Origin of the sequence: Acinetobacter sp. SwsAc6, from assembly GCF_013391565.1 — a bacterium.
GTDB classification, from domain to species: Bacteria; Pseudomonadota; Gammaproteobacteria; order Pseudomonadales; family Moraxellaceae; genus Acinetobacter; species Acinetobacter cumulans.
Window position 1 is genome coordinate 73,071 of the sequence record NZ_JACAXE010000013.1, and the last position, 17,503, is coordinate 90,573.

Sequence of the window (17,503 nt, forward strand, 5' to 3'; positions counted from 1 at the left end):
CGAACTTAAGGTTCGCTAACAAGGTTAATTTTTGGAATTTGATAGCTAGGTGCAATTTGTTCAGGTTGGAGAATTGGTTTCCAAGTTTCAATATTTGAATTGAACTGCGGTAATTGTTGGATTTGAAGCAATTTCATATCAAGAGCAATAGTGTCTTGTGTAGAAGAAACAGCCAGTGATTGACTGCTAATTGCTGGCATTGATAACTTGCCCTCTAAAACAAACTTATGGAAAGTAACCATCCCCAAATAATCTCGTTTAAGACGATCTACTGCATCTTCAACAATATTTCGGCCCTCAACTAAACCCATTTCATAAGACTTAGCAGCAGTCTCTTTCCATATTTTTCGTTCTTGTTCGTTAGCTGGTAACATTTCTTTCGGAATGAAAGTCACGTAATCAACATTGCTATCAAGTGTAGGGAAAACAAGGTACTGACGCCAATCAGGTGCACGAGTACTGAAACGAGCTTGTTTCAAGATTTTATAAGTCTGCTTAGTCGTCTTGTACGACATGGCATTAGGTGTCTCAGTTACATCTTTTGATTCAATAATAACCGGGGGAACAACAACATCTTTGATCATGTAAGGTTTAAAGTTAAAGATTGTATCAAGGTTACGCTCTTGGCTTTTGATGACCTCACGAGCGTTGCTTAAATAAGTATTGATCCCTAACTTAATACCTTTTTGCTTAACTAATTCAAGCATGGCTTCATAACGAGCTTGCTGTTCAACATTACTAACATGAACTTCTAAAGAAGACTGGTTAGATGGGTTTAGTAGCTCTTGTAATGAAGCATTATTAGAGTAGTCCATAAAAACTCCAGATATGTATAAAAGGATTTAAAGGGTATTAGTTATAAGTCAATAAAATACTTTTATTTTGATGATCTAGAGTTATCGAAGCAGTATTTAAATATGCAGAAACATCGCGTAAAGCTTCTACACCAGTAAGACGCTTTTTATTAAAATTAACAATTGGAAGCTCATGAGTAGGACCAGCTTCTACAAAACGGTATCCGTATTGGCTAGAAATACTTTTAATTAAAGGTATTGGATCGCCTATGTAGTCGATATTTAAAAGGTCATGGTTGATGCTACCTTGTTTCTTCTGAACAGTTTGCATTTGAATTGCAGAAGAGTTCTTTAAGTTCTGTTGTGCAATTAAAGCCTCTTGAGATGCTTCAGATATAATAGATAAAGGGCTTGCTACGTTTAATTGCGTTACATCACGACTAGCACACCCAGACATCATTAAACCAATTACAAGAACGCTTAAAAGCTTTTTATTGTGCTTCATTTTTACTCCGGATTAAGTGGGTATAAAGACAAAATGATTTTAGTCTAAAAACTATTAAAATGCACTTTATTAATTATAAAAAATCCCTTAAAAGGTATAAAGCCGACTTTTAGGCACTCGCTTAAACCTAATTTATAAGCTTTAACGTATATCTAAGGGCGTTCTTCAGGCAGTCGTACCTGGCCTAAACAAGACAAATCTGTAAAAAATACTCTTTTTAAGTGCATTGTCTGTCCAAAACAATGCTTTTTTTTAGTAGTACCTATCTGAAATGGAAATACAACGTACTTTTTTCAATCAATTATAGAGAGTAAATGAGCTCTTATAGTTTGCTAGACGTCTTTTATATTCCTTTATAGTCTTATTCTTTCTTTTTATTATCTTTTCTATTCTTTTTTGTTCTTTTTTTAGAATATAATTTATACAGAAAATAACAAAGTACATTTATTCTTTTTTTAATTAAAATATTATTAATACTGTAATTTATATTTTACAGTATAGAAGTATATTAATAAAGATGTTAATATGCTTTTTTTAATTAATATTAAAAATATTATTGGTGATAATGCAATTTATTTATAAGCCAGCTTCTTTAATATTAAATAAATTGATAAAAACTGTTTGAAGAAAAAATGCATCTTGGTATATACCATTCCTAATTTAAAAGTTTAAAGACATTAAAGCTGCTACTTATAAAAACCTATCTTATGGTTTAGTGCTGTGCATCTTAAATATAAAGATTTGACACCTTAAACACCAATTAAACTGCAATAATGATAGGCTTAGAGTCGTATTTTTCCCTAAAAATTTAAGGCATCGCAACTGGCAAAAGACTATTGAAACTATGCATATCAAGCACTTCACTGTAAAAAAGGACCACTGTGTTTTTATGATTTCTCAACTTCATTTTTTTGATTTTTCCACTGTACTAACAAGAGAGGAGTCAAAAAAGACATTCGCATTTATTGGGCTTAAAAGTGAAAAACATTTTAACGAGTACTTTTAGAAAGGTGTTTAACGTTGTAGTATGTGCTCATGTTTTGCATGTGGATAAAGGGTGGTAGTGGTGAGCAGTTTTGAGAATCCTAATAGCTATCCAAAGACATTAAAAGAATACACAAGTCGTATAGAAGATTTTCCGTATTCTACTAAGACCAAATATGATATTGAGCTTAAGCAAAAAATTGATAAACATTTAGATAGTTCAGAGCTAGATTTAAAAATGTTATATGAAAACATATATTCTGAATTTAAAACTAAATCTGAAAATGGTTATTACGCGGAATCTACATTTAGAACATATCGTGCATATTTAGTGTATGGAATCGGTCTAAAGCTTAATGAGCTAAATAATGGCTCTATTAATGATGAAGATATAGATGCTGGTTTTGATGAATATTTTTTAGAAGAATTATATTTAAGAATCATTAACACAAAATATACAGCTAATAAGGACAAACCTAAGCGTACTTCTGAGCTGAAAACAAAGTACTTTGAACGCACGTTTTACAACTACTTGGTAAGAGAATTCGAGCATAAGAACGAGAGTAACACCAGGGTTAGTGAGTTTGATCGGATGATGGTTGCTTTTGTTGATGCCAATCTTGTTGTTGGATTGCGTCCTGTTGAGTGGTTTTCCGTTTCATTCTGTTGTGCAGTAAAAGGACCAAAACTGATCATGATTGTGGAAAATGGCAAGGCTACACATGGTCGGGCTAATGGACTTAAAAGGTATTTAATACTTGATGACCTTAAACATGAAGATCAAGAAAAGATATACCTTTATTGGAACTTGCTAAATAGGTATGTGAGAAAGGTATCTAGTTTAAATAAAACTAGTGGCTATACCTTTGGATGGGATGAAAAACAGACTTTTATTAAAATACTGCAAGAGCGTTTACGTTTAAGTTATATCAATTACTTTAAGCTTAGAGGCAAGGTTTTAACTAATGAAGATCAACGACCTACTTTATACAGTACAAGGCATCAATGTATTGCAAATGCTAAGGTAAAGGGTATTGATAAGTTTGTGATAGCTGGTGCTTTTGGACATGCTGGTAAAGATACTGCTTCTAACTTTTATGGGCGAAAGTGGAGAGGCCATAGTGGTTTTAGTATAAAGCCTACTTTAGATTCTATTGAAAACGTTAATGGTAGCCATGAATTTGTTAAAACACTTTTAGCTAATAACCTAGATACCTTTTATTATTTTGATCTTAATATAGCAAATGAGTTTAATACCGACTATTATAAGGACGAATTAAAGTCGGGTTTAGTGATTGACTAAATGGATAACTCTAAAACTAATTTGACTACTTCAACATGGGGTTCTCCTTACGCTGAAGTATCAATAATAGGTAAAAGAAAATACGCAAGGCTTTTAAGAGTGTTGGTTAGTACGTTTGCCTCATTGTGCATTTTAACCGTTTTAACAACGCTTAGTTTTGTAGCTTTTAAACTCACCACAACAGATTTTGAATCTTTGGTTTTTGATGACGGCACACCAGTTAAGTGTGTGCTTAGCTCTAAATCAGATCGTCCAATTCCATCTGTTATATATCAGCCAGCGAAATAGGAGTGCTGTTGTGTCTAAAGACAAATCTAATGAAAACGCTGAAATAGGTTCTTGTGATCCTAGTCTTTGGCTCAGAAAACAGGTGGATGAAAAAGATAAGGAGATTGCAAAGTTAAGACGATGGCTTGTTTTCGTGTTTTTCGCTTTTATCGTGAGTGCTGTTCTTGCGATGATTATTTTTGCTGCCTTTAATGCATACCCAAAAGTCAAAGCTGTTCAAACAGTAGATAACTCGGTTATCTGTCCAATCGAAGCATCAAAAAACCCTCGCGTTACTGACGTTGTTATTTCTGAATTCGGTAAGAGTGCAATTCTTTCTGTCTACAACTTTGATTTCTTGAACTGGCGTGACGTTATTAACAATGCTGGTTCAATGTATTTCACTGAGGGCGGTAAAGATTCATTGATGAAGCAAATCGCTCAATCACAAACAGTTGGCACAATCGTACAAAACAACCTAACGATGCGAACTACTGCTACTGATGTTCCACAAATCGAAAACCGTGATTTACATGCTGCAGAACCTAGTTGGACTGTTCGTGTTCCTATCACTACTCAATTCTTCTTAGGTGACAAACAACCTAAAGAGACTCACCGCTTCATTGCGACAGTTACTATTGTTGAGCATCCACGTTCTTATCTGAACTACAACGGTATTGCTGTTAAGACAATTACGTTAACTCCAGCGCGTTAATTGGATGATACTTATGAAATTGAAAAAATTATCTTTGGCTCTTTTTGCTTCTACTGCATTAACTACAATAGTTAATGCTGCTGATATGCCTCCGAATACTTTTGCGGATGCTCAATCTCCTTTGGTTGCACCTGAGGTAGTTGATACAGCATCGGAAATTGACAGACAGGTTCACAATCTTGTTGGTTTGCAGTTCACACCTGAGCAAACAAAAATAGTTAAAGGACTTTTGTTGCAACAAAAACGAAGCCTTTCTAGTCCTTATGTAAATACGCCACAAGCGAAAACCCGTAGTTTGGGTATTTCATTAAACCCTGGTGAGGAACCGCCAGTAATTCGTTTAAGCGCTGGCATGCTATCTACTATTGTCTTTACCGATTCTTCAGGAAATCCATGGAACATTGAAAAGATTTCTTTGGACCGTGGACGTTTCTCAGATGGCTTAGGTGAGCAAAACGAAAAAGAGCCAGACGAAATCCCTGAAACTAACATCCTTTCAATCGAACCATTAGATCCAGCTGCTTTCGGAAACGTAACGGTCACATTAAAGGGATTGGGTGCTCCAGTAATTTTGATGTTAGCTACTGGCCAACGTGATTTAGATGTTCGTGTAGACGCACGTATACCTGGTCGAAGCCCAACAGCCAAAGCTATGTATTCAACAGGCAATCAAACATCGATTATTCCAGATGGTGTGAGTTTGCAATTTATGGATGGCTTAGCGCCTGAGGGTGCTGTTGAAATGCGAACCGATAGTCCTAATGTCCGTGCTTGGAAGTTTGGTGGCTATATATATGTGCGTAGTAACTTTGGTGTTATTCAACCAGCCTTTTTGAGTTCTTTCCGCGCTAACAACGGTATGAAGATCTTCCGTTATGAAGATTCTGAAGATCTGAAGTACATCACATTTTCAACGACTGGCGGTACACCTAAAACTGTTTACCTCGAAGACGCATTTTAAGTCATTAAGTGAGAATTAAAAATGGATTCAACGAACCAACAAAATAACCCGAATGACATTGAAGAGAATTCTAGTCGTAGCACTGAAGTAGGTACTACCGATGAAACTATTATTTCTGCAAACCAAGTTCATTCAGAAGAAGACCAACCTAAAAAACTGAAAAATACAAGTATTAAAACTGCTAACAAAAAACGTGTTTTTGCAGATACGCGCTTTCGCGTTGTTGCAATTATTGGTTTGGTAGTAGTTGGTGGATTAGGCTTTTTTATGTTTAACCCAATGGGGAAAAGTGACCAACTAGCTTTAGATAATCAGGTTGCTATTGCTACACCAGAAATCCAAGGACAGGGTACAAATGTTATCCCTCCTGAATATGTAGAATATGAACGTCAAAAACAAGCTGAAGAAGCTGCTCGAGCTGGCAAAAATGGTGAAAGCTATTTGCCCGAATTTAAAACAGTTGCAACACAAGATCCAAACGGCGATCTGAACGATCAGAATTTTATTACAGGTCCAAATGGGCAACCTGTAAACGGTTCTGCAACAGGTGGTACACCAAATATTACGCTTGAACTTGACCAGATGGCCAGAGCTAATATGGCAAATCAAGGTGGTGCATTACCTCAACCAACTAGCGGTGGTCTACCACAACAACCACAAACACAAAACGGTGCTAATCAAAACGCACCGATTTATCAAACTAACTACGCGCAACAATATGAACATGCTTCATCTGCTGCTAATGATGTTGCTAGTGTATATAGCCAACAAGCAGCTGCTTATGCAGAACGTAATGCTGCAACGCGTGAATTAAGTCAAACTGCTTTTGTTGATCAACTTGCTGCGTTTTCTAATACAAAGAACAAGGTCAACGGATATTCAACATATAAATATTCACACAACACTAAAGCATCGGAAGGGCAACAAAACCTTGGAAGCTTGAACGTTGCGAATACGACTAGCGAATCTACTAAAGGACTAGCAATCATTAAAGCTGGTACAACAATGAAAGCGCGTTTAGATACAGGTGTGAATACTGATAAAGGTAAAAACCTATTTGCTACTGTTATTGGCGGTAAATTTAACGGCGCAAAACTTATTGGTACTGTTGGTCTGAATACTGCGGATATTGAATTTAACTTTACCCGTATGTTGTTTAAGGGCGAAGAGTATGCAATCCAAGTACGAGCTTTAACTCTTGGAACAAAACAATCGGGCATGGCTGATAAAGTCCAAAAACACACTTTGCAAAAGCTTGGCGGTATGGTTACTGCTGGAATCTTTGAGGGTTACGGACAAGCCTATCAAAACATTGGTACAACCCAAATCACAAATACTGGCAATGTTGTAAGCACGAAGGAAGAGCCAAACGATAAAGAAATTGCCGGGAACATCATTGGTAACGTTGGTACGGAAATGGCGAACATGGCACGTACATCAACAGTTCGACCAACTACGTATATCGTTAACAGCGGAAAAGTATTTGAAGTCTTTTTTGATGCTGACGTAACAACACCGAAAAATAAGGGGTAAGCGAAATGTCTGATAATCAAATGACTGCTGAACAGGCAAAGAAAAATCTAAAAGATGCTGAAGGCAAACCCCAAAAAGGCGAAGGTAGTGCGAAGGGTGGTATTCCTCCAAAACTTCTTATTGTTATTGGTGTTATTGCCTTAATTATGATTGGTACTTTCTTTTGGATACAAATGAGTAAACCAAAAGACGTCAGCACGGCAGTTGCTCCAGAACAAACACCAGAATCCATTGATACTGTTGGTCAAGGCATTCAACAAACACAAGCAACATACAACCAAAATCAACAACCTTTAAAGGACAATAGTATTGCTGATGATACGGCGTTCATTGTTGATGAAAATATTGTGTTTAAAGATCCTACCACTGGTCAATACATGATTATGTACAAATCCATGTCGTATCCGATTGATTCTGATCTAGGAATAGAGGCAGTTAACTTCTATCAAAGTCAGGGTACGAATGCACTTATTTTATTACAACGTTTGAAAGAAAAAGAGCAAGCGCATGGGCAAGTACAAAACGGCGAACAAACTGCAGTTGCTCAATCAGAAACCATAATCAAAAATGAACAACTGAAAGCTGAAAATGACGATCTTAAAAACCTTGTTGAATTGCAAGAACAGGCAATTAAGGAATTAAAGACTAGTTTAATCAAAATAGCTAAAGACCAGACTAAGCAAAAGGCTTTAAGTACATCGGGATCTAAAACCTTATCAATTCCAAAAGGTGCAAAACGCTTGGATGCTTTTGCGGTTGTAGGCGATCGCGCTTGGATGACAGATTCTCAAAACCATACATATACAGTCTATGTAGGTCAGAAGATGCCAGACAATCGCACGGTCTATGCTGTTGACGAAAACGAACAAGCCATTTGGGTGAAATAAGGAAAATAGCGTGGATGCATTAGATATAGTTAAAGCGATATTAAACATATACGGTCCACTACTAAGCTTTATACGCATTTGCTTTGTTGTAACGGGGTTGGTGATTACTGGCACGGCGCTTTTTGACTTAGTGCAAGCATCATCACCTCAACAAAAGTTCTTTGGTCATGGAATGAAAGAGCCTACCACTGGTGGGGCATTGTTGAAGATTCTTATCGGTGGTGCTTTTGCATCACTTGGATATGACGGATATATCATTGGTGCACTAGGTTCTTCATTGTTTGGTGGTAATGGCATAGAACTTGTAACGGTACAAAGTTACTTGCCTAATGCTGGTGCTAATGATTTAGGTGCATATATCGTTACGGCGGTTGTAGGTTTTACGCAACTGGTAGGGATTATAGCGGTAGCTCGTGGCTTATATGGTTTTGTAGAGAAAATTGATGCTCAAGGCAATGCGACATACCGCAAAGCATGGGTTTTAATTATAACAGGTGTATTATGCGTATACGTTCAGGACGTACACGATGTCTTTGTTAATACCTTTGGAACACAAATAGGAGGAACCTTTTTTACAATATTTTAAACAATCTTCTTAAAATAGGGTGAGAGTTTCTTAAAAACCTTGTATAAGATATTGAAGATATTTAACGAGAAGTTTAAAATTAAGCAACTTAAAGCAATAGGGTTTTAAGAATGTTTAATTACAGTGCGGAGATTAGCTCCCGTATATTAAATAAAAGGAAAATGACAATGGTATCATTAGTAAAACACTCAGTTCGCACTGTAAAAGCGACTGCATTCCGCGCAAAAGTAATGTTTTTAGCTTTTGTTTCTGCATTAATGGGTCAAGTTGCATATGCAAACACTGGCACATGGAACCCAGGTGGTACAGCTTACGGAAAACACGCTGCTGGTTCTGATGCGAATGAAATCTTAGGCCGTGGTGAAACATTAGGTCAAAACGTTTATAAATTCTTAATCGTAGTGTTCATGGTGCTTGGTTTAGGCTTAGTTGGTACTGGTTTGTATATGATGTATACATCAGAAGAAGATCAACAAAAGAAAAAGAAAACTGCTTGGATCTGTATTATTGTAGGTGGTGCGTTATCAATCGTAGGCTTCATCATGTTCTCTGCTGCGAACACTATTACTGGTAAAGCGTAATATAATAATAAATAAGTTTAAAAGCGTGGCTTAGGCTGCGCTTTTTTTATTTTAAAAATAGTATATACATGTTTTAATTAGACCTTACTTAATAGTATTAAGGGGTTTAAGTGAAACATATAAACCGTAAGTTTGGTATTTTAAGACCTATTAACGGCGTAAACGACAAGCAAGAGATACGTCAAGATAAAACTATCCATGATGGTTTTAAAACCAATGAGACAATAAAGCAAATAATGTCTTCACAACCAGCTAAATGCTACTTTTGTGATTTCTATGACGAATACTTTTTAGAGCCACATCACTTAGACGGCGATCATAGCAATCATACGGCTGAGAACATTGTAGCGGTCTGTACGCTATGCCATGCACAAAACCACATCTTTGCACTATCACTGGAAAAGAAAGCTGAAATATGCGTATTGAGTACGAACATACCTCAAGAGATCTTTAATCAATATCAACGTTCATTACTGGTGTTATCGCATAAGTCTGACAACCAAGATCCTGAGCTTGCTAAGTTCGCACGGCGACATCGCCAAAGCTTGCTTGTAGAGCCGTTAAAGCGCCATCAACGCCCTAATCCTACAAAGATGTCTGAAGCAGAATACGCACGTAATATGTTTGAGGATATACAGGCGTTTAATGCGATTAAGACACGAGCCCAAAGCATTGATACCCAACTGTACTTCACGGACATTAAGTTCAACACAATGGCTGAATATGAAGAAGCCAAGCAAGAAGATATGTTGGTAGCGAACGTTGATTACGTAGACCAGCTCCGCAAGTACAAAGAGTGGTATTTGAATGCCATCAAAGAGAACAAAAACTTTTCTTTGTATCAACTCGCAAAAGCTTTGGAAAAGGTATCAGACGAAGCATACGAGAGCTTTAATCTGCCAAACCACTACATAGTATTTTCCCCGAATATCTTTACTGACGAGCAGTATGAGTACTACCAAACACTAGATGTATTTAAGGGTTTGGGTGATAAGTGAGCTCACAAAAATGACAGAATGCTTAGCAGATACCGAATACATAGATATGAGCTTAGAAGAGGTTATATCGGGCATAGTGTTACAGCCATTTAAGCCTGACATAGTGAATGATATAGCGGTATTGGATAGCGTATTTGAGACGGACATATTGAATGATGAATACTCATTTATTGGTCCATACATCTACAAATATTGGGAACTTGGGATAGATGCACTACCAAAGGAAACGCACGATCAGCTATCGATATTTCGCTTATGCGTTATAGGTACTGAGGCTTTCAACTTCCTGAACGATTTGTATATACCAACGACACGGGACACTGGCCATACATCTAACACGCTATTGCTACTCCATGTTGTACATATAGCGATAGGGAATCAGACAACAACTGGTGAAGACACAACGGGGCATTTTCAAGATCCACTGATTAAAGCGCTACTGTTGATGAATATCCCCGTTAACAGCGATTGTTTGCTGTTGGATGACACTTTGGTACACCTAAACAAAATAACGGCGCTGAGTGGCTTAGACGTTGAAATACAGGTTAAGCAAAGTGTGAGTGTGAAGCATAAGAAATTACTGAGCACCAACTTTGGATTTGACAATCCATTATCAATTATAAGCGTTTTGGAACAAAAGAAACTGTCTGAAGAACTGACACGCTACTTTCCGATGATACACCTACCAACGTCCGTAGAAGATGCGACAAACCAGATAGATACGGGCAACTTAAAAATGAGTTCGCTGCAATCTTTTTGTATATACCAAAACTTAAAGCTATCGGTGTCTAAAGTTTTCCACGAACAGGGCTTATACCAGAACAAAGAGATCTACATAGAGCTTGATAAGGTTCACTTCCAACTTAAAAATACAGGTTCCTTAAACTTCAAGGTGGGTACTTTAGGGGAAAGCCAAGAGGTTTTAGAAACGGCGTTTTGGCAACTGCTTAATAAGGGTTTAGTGTTTGACCTAAATAGTTTTAAGAAGTATGTCGAATTAAAAGAGGACGAAACCGTTAAAACTGATGTATTTACTAATTCAAAAAATGATAATATCCCTTTTAACAGTACCTTCTATGAGCTTTTATTAAGGTTGGTTTTAGATACAAGCTTAAAACCCTCTGTTAAAAGTCTTGAGGTCGCAATTCAAAAAAAGGATTTCGACAGTGCGATTAACGTTTTAAGAGAATTACCGTTTTTTAGTGCTTAATGCTTAAAGACATGTCTAATCAAAGATAGACGTAGAAAGGTGAATTAATAAAGGTGTTTAAATGAGTAAGAAGAAAGCTGAGAAGTCTGGTTATAATAAGACTGGTTACTCCAAGATTGAAATTATATTGATGTTATTCCTACAAAGCATGAAAGCTGACGTAGAGGATTATTGCGATTTAGAAACAGTATCGGACGAACATACGTTTGTCACAAAAACTGGTGCAATGATTACGATCATCGAATATAAGGGGATTAAGAGTTTAATTAGTGGTGATGCATTCAGCCGTCAAATTGGTTTGATGACGAGCAACATGCGTAACTACTTCAAAGACCGTGGACATACGATTCATCTAGCGTTCAAAGTAGACCATGAGACGCCATACGCCATTCATGACTTGAACGCCATGCAAAAGGCGACCACGGCGCGTTGTGCGATGAATCTAGACATCATCATTGATGAAATGACAGAAACCATTTCAGGCGGTGTATTTAACGAAAGCTGTTATATCGCTTTAATCTCTGAGCCAACCTTACTATCGCCAATCGATAAAGCTCAAGACTCAAAAAACCGTAAAAAGCTACTGTCGCAAATTACAATGCCAAGTACGGTCAATGCTCAAGACATGCTTAAATCATCGGACAGCTTATACGTACACCATGAGTCTTTTGTCTCACAATTCTTAAACTCACTCTCAACTGAAGAATTTCCAGCAATCTATGAAGTATTGAATGTTATTGAAGCTGGTCTAACGATTAAAAAACAAATTGCCTCACATTCAACTTCAGATGACTTCACCTTGTCTGTGCCGATGTTGAATACACGCTTACCGATGCGTTGGAAAGAAATACCATCAGAACATGATGCGTCACACGTTTTGTATCAACCGATCTCAGAACAACTCATGACGAATGCGATCTTACCTGGTACAAGTCAAGGTTCATTCTATCCAGTGGGAAGTGTTATCACTGACGGCGTTGTATATGCGCCATTGATGGTAGATATATATCCAGCTAAGACGAATACGTTTGAAACGCTATTCCGCTTACTACACCAGGCCAAAACGCACGACACTAACGGTAACATCCGTTCTATCCCATATGCGGTGAGTTACTGTATTACTGGTGATGGTATGGCTGGAACCATGATGAAACGCACGTTATCAAGCGTTATTCACTTTATGACGGCACAAAACAAAGCCATTCGTAATGCTGGTAACATTTTGATGGCCACTAAAAATGACCTAGATCAAGTAGACACTGTTGCTGGTCTGCAAATGACCATGATGACATGGGCACCGAATACCGAAGATGGTGTAAACATTCTTGTAGGACGGCGCCAAAAGCTTTGGAAGAGTTTTGAAGCGTGGGGCGGTGCAAAAGTCATGGAACAGGCTGGCGATCCTATTTTGACTTGGGCATCACATATACCGGGCTTGATGGTACGTAATCACGCACCTATTTCACCAGCACCGTTGTTTGATGTGTTCTACATGTTACCGCTGACACGTATTAACTCACCATTCCATAAAGGGCATCAGCTCAACAAAACCTTAGACGGTAAACTGATTATTCTTGATTCGTTCTCAAATGAAGTGACTGTATGGACGACTATTAACATTGGTAAACCGGGTACGGGTAAATCGGTCACAATGAACAAAGGCATGCTTGAGGACATCATGATGCCTGGTAACGAACGTATCCCGTTGACCTATATTGTCGATGTGGGTGAGTCAAGCCGTGGGTTAGTAGAAACAGTGCAAGATTCATTGCCTGAAGAGCTACGTCACTATGCCATCTATAAGCGTATTAAAAACTCAAAAGAAGAAGCGATTAATCCGCTTGAATTCAGTATGGGCTTACGCTACCCGTTGAACTACGAAATGCGTCAAATGACAGCGTTTTTAAGTTCATTGGTAACACCGCCTGAATTGAAAGGGCAACCAGCCAAAAACACTTCTGACGTTATTGGTGCGGTCCTACGCCGTACATTCTATTTTGCTGATGATACGAATGCTGATCATAAAGCACGTAAGTACATGCGCTTTGCAGATCCAGAACTAGATCGCATCATGGAAAAACACGGACTGATTGAGCCACATTCTGAACAAGGTAAGGATATTTCTTATTACGCTCTACGTGATCTTTTCCATTCAATGAATGAGATCCGTGGACGCACGTTGGCTCACCGTTACGCAATGCCGACTATTGGCGATATGATTGAAACACTTTCTGATTCATCAATTTTAGATGTTTGGAGTGATGTTCATATTGATAATGAACGAGCACTGGACTTTTTGGCGCATCAGATTATGGCTGCACAAAATACCTATCCAGCATTCTTCTATCACACCAACTTTGACATTGGTAACGCTCGTGTAGCTTCTATCGACTTAAACGAAGTTGCGACATCATCAGATCCTAAAACTACATCGCTATTCTTCCAGATTGTACGGATGTTCATTAAACGTAAGTTCGCCGTGAGCCGTGACGATATTCCAAAATTCCCACAAGCTTATCGTGAATATGCAACCCAACTGATTAATGAGCTTCTTGAAGACCGCAAAATTATGTCTTATGACGAATTGCACGTTGCGAAAGGCGATCCAATCCTATTAGAAGAATTGGCTGAAGACGCACGTACATTGCGTAAATGGGGTGCTCGTCTTAACTTGGCATCTCACAAAGTAGAAGACTTTAAAGACTTGGTGGGCTTTGCTACGGCGTATGTGATTGTCGATCCTGGTACACGCGAATCTCGTGAAGCTATTCGTGACAGCATCGGTCTAACTCAACTAGAAATGGATGCGCTTGGTTCAGGTAACGTAGGTTTCTCAGATCAAGGCTTAACGTACTTCAGTAAAATTAAACTCGAAAAAATGGAATGTTCGGGCTTATATACCGTTTCACTTGGTCCAATCCTTTTATGGTCACTCAGTACACATCCCGATGAACGTGCGCTCCGTAACTACACGTATGACCTTATCGGTGAACGTGGTAAGGCGTTGAAGGTCCTTGCACAATTCTATCCAAAAGGTGCGAAGAACCAGATTAAGACACGGCGTACCATGATTGAGAAAAATGCCAAAAATAAAGGCACGGACTTTGACGAAAACAAAGCAACTGCTTCAGTGATTTCTACCATGGCACAAGAGATGGTTGTTGAATATCAACGCTATGAACTTGAGCAAAACATGAAGAAAAAATTACTGAACCAACGTAAGTCTGAAGCTGTTTCTTCTTAACTCCAATCAGCTATATAGATTTGCGTTAATTGGTATATACATTGAAGTGCTTGGATATGGGTAAGGTCGTTAAACAACGACTTTGCCTATTATCCTGAAGATAAAAGAGTAGGTCGCAAAGTATGGCTTCTACACAAAAATACGGCACACAAACAAAGTTCAGACCTAGTTCGCTTAAGCGTGATACACGATCAGGCTTAGAGAAAATCCATTTAAAACTTACAGCGCCAGACGGCGCTAATTATTTGGTTGGCGTTCTTGGTGCTATTGCAGTTATTTTGTTTGTTGTTCCGTTTGGCGGTGAGATATTTATAGGGATCGCGTATTACCTATTAAAACGCTACACACATCCGAATGATTACTTTTTTGAGTGGCCATTCCGTGCGCCGTTGCATTCAAACTCACTGGATGCGTCAACTGACATTACATCACGCGTAAAAGATGACGTACTGGACAATCCAAAAGCCTTTTTGGAATACGCACGTACCAATCGCGATAAGCTACAAGGTGAGGGTGTGACTTACCTTGGTCGTTGCCGTGAAACTGGTCTACCTGTTTATGCATCCAACTCCGATGACCGTACACATCAAATTGTGTTAGGTACTACGGGTTCGGGTAAAACAGAATACATGCTAGGTAACTGTGCCAACCAGTACGTACAAAACTCAGGTTATATCTTTGTAGACGCAAAAGGTGATACCAAGGCTCAACAAGACCACTATCGTTTATGTAACCGCTTTGGGCGTAATGAGGATCTATTAACGATCAACTTCATTACCTCAGGTCGTAACATGCTACGTGCACAAACCGACAAGATGACCAACTCAATGAACCAAATGAGCAACACCAGCTCAGGGATGTTGATTGAATTCTTGATCAACTTGCTTGATGACTCAGGCGGTGGCGGTGGTGACATGTGGAAAGGTCGTGCGATGGCCTTTATCGCTGCACTTACACGAGTTTTGGTCTATCTACGTGACAATGGCTTCATTCAGCTTTCACCAAAAGTATTCACGCAATACATGGAACTTGAAGCACTTGAAGAATTGGTATTTTGTCATAACGATAAATACGGGATTGACTTTGAACGTGTGGCTGAACAGCTTCAAGGCTACCTCGTTTCATTACCTGGTTATTCAAGCAACCCTAAAAAGTTAAAGAAACAAGAAACCAAAACCCGTGAGCAACACGGTTATATCACCATGCAGTTAACCAAGGCGATTAACGACTTGACGTTTAACTATGGTCACATCTTTGGTGTAGAGCATGGCGGTGATATTGATATTTTTGACGTTGTACTTAACCGCCGTATCTTAACTGTGCCATTACCAGCTCTTGAGCGTTCACCAGACTCACTCAAAATGCTCGGAAAATTAATCATTGGCTCAATTAAACAAATGATGGCTGGTTCCCTTGGTAACAAAATGGAAGGTTTACGCCGTGCCATTATTGACGCACGACCAACCAACGCCTCTACTTCATTTAAGCTATTTTTGGACGAATGGGGCTACATCGTTATTGTCGGTGCTTCGGTTTTACCAGCTCAGGCACGTTCGCTTAACTTCTCTATTACGTTCGGTGCTCAAACATTTGAAGATATTGAACGTGGATCTAAAGAGGAAGCAGCTGCTACATGGGGTAACACGACCGTTAAAGCCATTGGACGTACTACTTCGGGTGCTGAAAGTACAACATACAAATTGGTTGATGGTTTTGCTGGTGAAGAGTGGCAAGGTAAAGTTAACTCAATCAATATGTATCAAGGTCTAGTATTCAACCGTTCGGTACCACAAACAGAAGTCCAGTTCGCCAAAGAAAAACGTGTGACAATTGAACAAATTGCCGGACAGCACAACGGCGAATTTACCTTGCTCATATCAACTAAAGGGGAAGGTGGTAAAACTTCAGACGTTAAAATCGTATCAATGTTGGCGTTCTATGTGGCTGGTGATCAACCCAAGTACTTACGCTTAAATGACCTTTGCCCAATCTTCAATATCCAAAAATCTGAAATCTACGATCCTACTTTAAAAATTGAAGACTTCATTCATGAGATTGAGGAAAAACACACGCTACTGACAGACAACAATTCATCTGCCAATGTCACGGCGCTTGGTGATTTTGAGATCTGCAGAAAGCTCAATAACACCTTGTACGAAAACAACAACACGGTAAAAGACTTTACTCAAGATTTTGTACATCAGATTCTTGAAGCAAGACGTCTTGAATCCATCACACCTGAAGGGATGGCACCTGGTCAAAGAACAGTAATGTCTTCGTCCACGGCGAAAGGTGAAATCTCCAAAGAACAAAAACACCGTGAAAGTATTGTTTCAGCACAAAAAGAAGCAAACATTAAAGACCAGATTATTGAGAAGCGAAAACAGTTCCAGTACTTCGGTAAAGATTCTGACATTTCACCTCAAGTACAAGCTGGTGCTTACAACAATGCGGATCTTGATGCTGAATTTAATATCTATGGTGAACGTATAAGCGAACCTGAACAGGCTCAACAGGAAAGTGATGTTGAAACTGTGACTCGCGCCGTTATCACACCAATGAACCTAGACAGCTACTATGATGAATTGAAAGAGATCCTAACAGGATATGACTTAACCGTTGCGCCAATTACTGAATATCAGCTTGTTCAGATACCACGCCATGTAAAACCTGAAGATCAGACACAATACATTGCGGAAAACAAAGCCAGTCTTGATCAAGCCATCTCACATAGCACTAAAAATGAAATGGAATTCGTAGAACAACAGTATGCAGCTAAGTTTGAAAAAGCTTTGATGAAAAACCCGTTCTCGCACGAATGCGTTACTTTTGAAAAATTGTTGGTGATACTTGGTTCAAAAGGTTCTTCAGCTTCATTACGATCAGGCATTACAATCAAAAAAAAGGATGACTAAACGCATCCATGTAGAAGACA

At 38.5% G+C, this 17,503-nt stretch carries 14 protein-coding genes; 12 read left to right on the top strand and 2 right to left on the bottom strand.

Annotated elements, in window-relative coordinates; translation table 11 throughout:
* Window positions 1-5 precede the first annotated feature (5 nt).
* The gene (locus HYG93_RS10415) at window positions 6-815 is read right to left on the bottom strand and encodes a type IV secretory system conjugative DNA transfer family protein (protein WP_024160789.1); all 810 of its coding nucleotides are present in this window, start codon (window positions 813-815) and stop codon (window positions 6-8) included.
* Window positions 816-852: 37 nt separating this feature from the next.
* Window positions 853-1,299: a DotD/TraH family lipoprotein gene (locus HYG93_RS10420; RefSeq protein ID WP_024160790.1), complete on the bottom strand. Its 447-nt coding sequence runs from the start codon at window positions 1,297-1,299 to the stop codon at window positions 853-855.
* A gap of 1,066 nt (window positions 1,300-2,365) precedes the next feature.
* On the opposite strand from HYG93_RS10420, the gene HYG93_RS10425 reads away from it, so the two are divergent.
* The 12 genes from HYG93_RS10425 to HYG93_RS10480 all read left to right on the top strand — a co-directional run bounded on the left by HYG93_RS10425 (window position 2,366) and on the right by HYG93_RS10480 (window position 17,483).
* Window positions 2,366-3,586 (top strand): hypothetical protein, encoded by a 1,221-nt coding sequence (locus HYG93_RS10425; protein WP_228199015.1) that lies wholly within the window; start codon window positions 2,366-2,368, stop codon window positions 3,584-3,586.
* The gene (locus HYG93_RS10430) at window positions 3,587-3,874 is read left to right on the top strand and encodes a hypothetical protein (RefSeq protein WP_024160792.1); all 288 of its coding nucleotides are present in this window, start codon (window positions 3,587-3,589) and stop codon (window positions 3,872-3,874) included.
* Between the two features lie 133 nt (window positions 3,875-4,007).
* Complete coding sequence (locus tag HYG93_RS10435) at window positions 4,008-4,568, top strand: DotI/IcmL family type IV secretion protein (protein WP_228134816.1); 561 nt, start codon at window positions 4,008-4,010, stop codon at window positions 4,566-4,568.
* 13 nt (window positions 4,569-4,581) lie between these two features.
* Window positions 4,582-5,529 (top strand): DotH/IcmK family type IV secretion protein, encoded by a 948-nt coding sequence (locus HYG93_RS10440; protein WP_005005900.1) that lies wholly within the window; start codon window positions 4,582-4,584, stop codon window positions 5,527-5,529.
* A 21-nt stretch (window positions 5,530-5,550) separates the two neighbouring features.
* Window positions 5,551-7,062, top strand: a complete 1,512-nt coding sequence (locus HYG93_RS10445; protein ID WP_024160793.1) for a DotG/IcmE/VirB10 family protein — start codon at window positions 5,551-5,553, stop codon at window positions 7,060-7,062.
* A 5-nt stretch (window positions 7,063-7,067) separates the two neighbouring features.
* Complete coding sequence (locus tag HYG93_RS10450; protein WP_024160794.1) at window positions 7,068-7,949, top strand: hypothetical protein; 882 nt, start codon at window positions 7,068-7,070, stop codon at window positions 7,947-7,949.
* A gap of 10 nt (window positions 7,950-7,959) precedes the next feature.
* Window positions 7,960-8,535, top strand: a complete 576-nt coding sequence (locus HYG93_RS10455) for a hypothetical protein (protein ID WP_024160795.1) — start codon at window positions 7,960-7,962, stop codon at window positions 8,533-8,535.
* A 167-nt stretch (window positions 8,536-8,702) separates the two neighbouring features.
* Complete coding sequence (locus HYG93_RS10460; protein ID WP_130576362.1) at window positions 8,703-9,116, top strand: hypothetical protein; 414 nt, start codon at window positions 8,703-8,705, stop codon at window positions 9,114-9,116.
* Between the two features lie 110 nt (window positions 9,117-9,226).
* On the top strand, window positions 9,227-10,114 hold the full coding sequence (locus HYG93_RS10465; RefSeq protein ID WP_005005914.1) for an HNH endonuclease: 888 nt from the start codon (window positions 9,227-9,229) through the stop codon (window positions 10,112-10,114).
* 10 nt (window positions 10,115-10,124) lie between these two features.
* Window positions 10,125-11,324 (top strand): hypothetical protein, encoded by a 1,200-nt coding sequence (locus HYG93_RS10470; RefSeq protein WP_005028615.1) that lies wholly within the window; start codon window positions 10,125-10,127, stop codon window positions 11,322-11,324.
* Window positions 11,325-11,385: 61 nt separating this feature from the next.
* Window positions 11,386-14,568: a hypothetical protein gene (locus tag HYG93_RS10475; protein WP_005028612.1), complete on the top strand. Its 3,183-nt coding sequence runs from the start codon at window positions 11,386-11,388 to the stop codon at window positions 14,566-14,568.
* A gap of 122 nt (window positions 14,569-14,690) precedes the next feature.
* Complete coding sequence (locus HYG93_RS10480) at window positions 14,691-17,483, top strand: hypothetical protein (protein WP_005005919.1); 2,793 nt, start codon at window positions 14,691-14,693, stop codon at window positions 17,481-17,483.
* Window positions 17,484-17,503 lie beyond the last annotated feature (20 nt).

Coding starts and splice junctions, on each gene's coding strand:
- HYG93_RS10415 (WP_024160789.1), bottom strand. CDS start 815: ATGGACTACTCTAATAATGCTTCATTACAAGAGCTACTAAACCCATCT.
- HYG93_RS10420 (WP_024160790.1), bottom strand. CDS start 1,299: ATGAAGCACAATAAAAAGCTTTTAAGCGTTCTTGTAATTGGTTTAATG.
- HYG93_RS10430 (WP_024160792.1), top strand. CDS start 3,587: ATGGATAACTCTAAAACTAATTTGACTACTTCAACATGGGGTTCTCCT.
- HYG93_RS10440 (WP_005005900.1), top strand. CDS start 4,582: ATGAAATTGAAAAAATTATCTTTGGCTCTTTTTGCTTCTACTGCATTA.
- HYG93_RS10445 (WP_024160793.1), top strand. CDS start 5,551: ATGGATTCAACGAACCAACAAAATAACCCGAATGACATTGAAGAGAAT.
- HYG93_RS10450 (WP_024160794.1), top strand. CDS start 7,068: ATGTCTGATAATCAAATGACTGCTGAACAGGCAAAGAAAAATCTAAAA.
- HYG93_RS10460 (WP_130576362.1), top strand. CDS start 8,703: ATGGTATCATTAGTAAAACACTCAGTTCGCACTGTAAAAGCGACTGCA.
- HYG93_RS10470 (WP_005028615.1), top strand. CDS start 10,125: ATGACAGAATGCTTAGCAGATACCGAATACATAGATATGAGCTTAGAA.
- HYG93_RS10475 (WP_005028612.1), top strand. CDS start 11,386: ATGAGTAAGAAGAAAGCTGAGAAGTCTGGTTATAATAAGACTGGTTAC.
- HYG93_RS10480 (WP_005005919.1), top strand. CDS start 14,691: ATGGCTTCTACACAAAAATACGGCACACAAACAAAGTTCAGACCTAGT.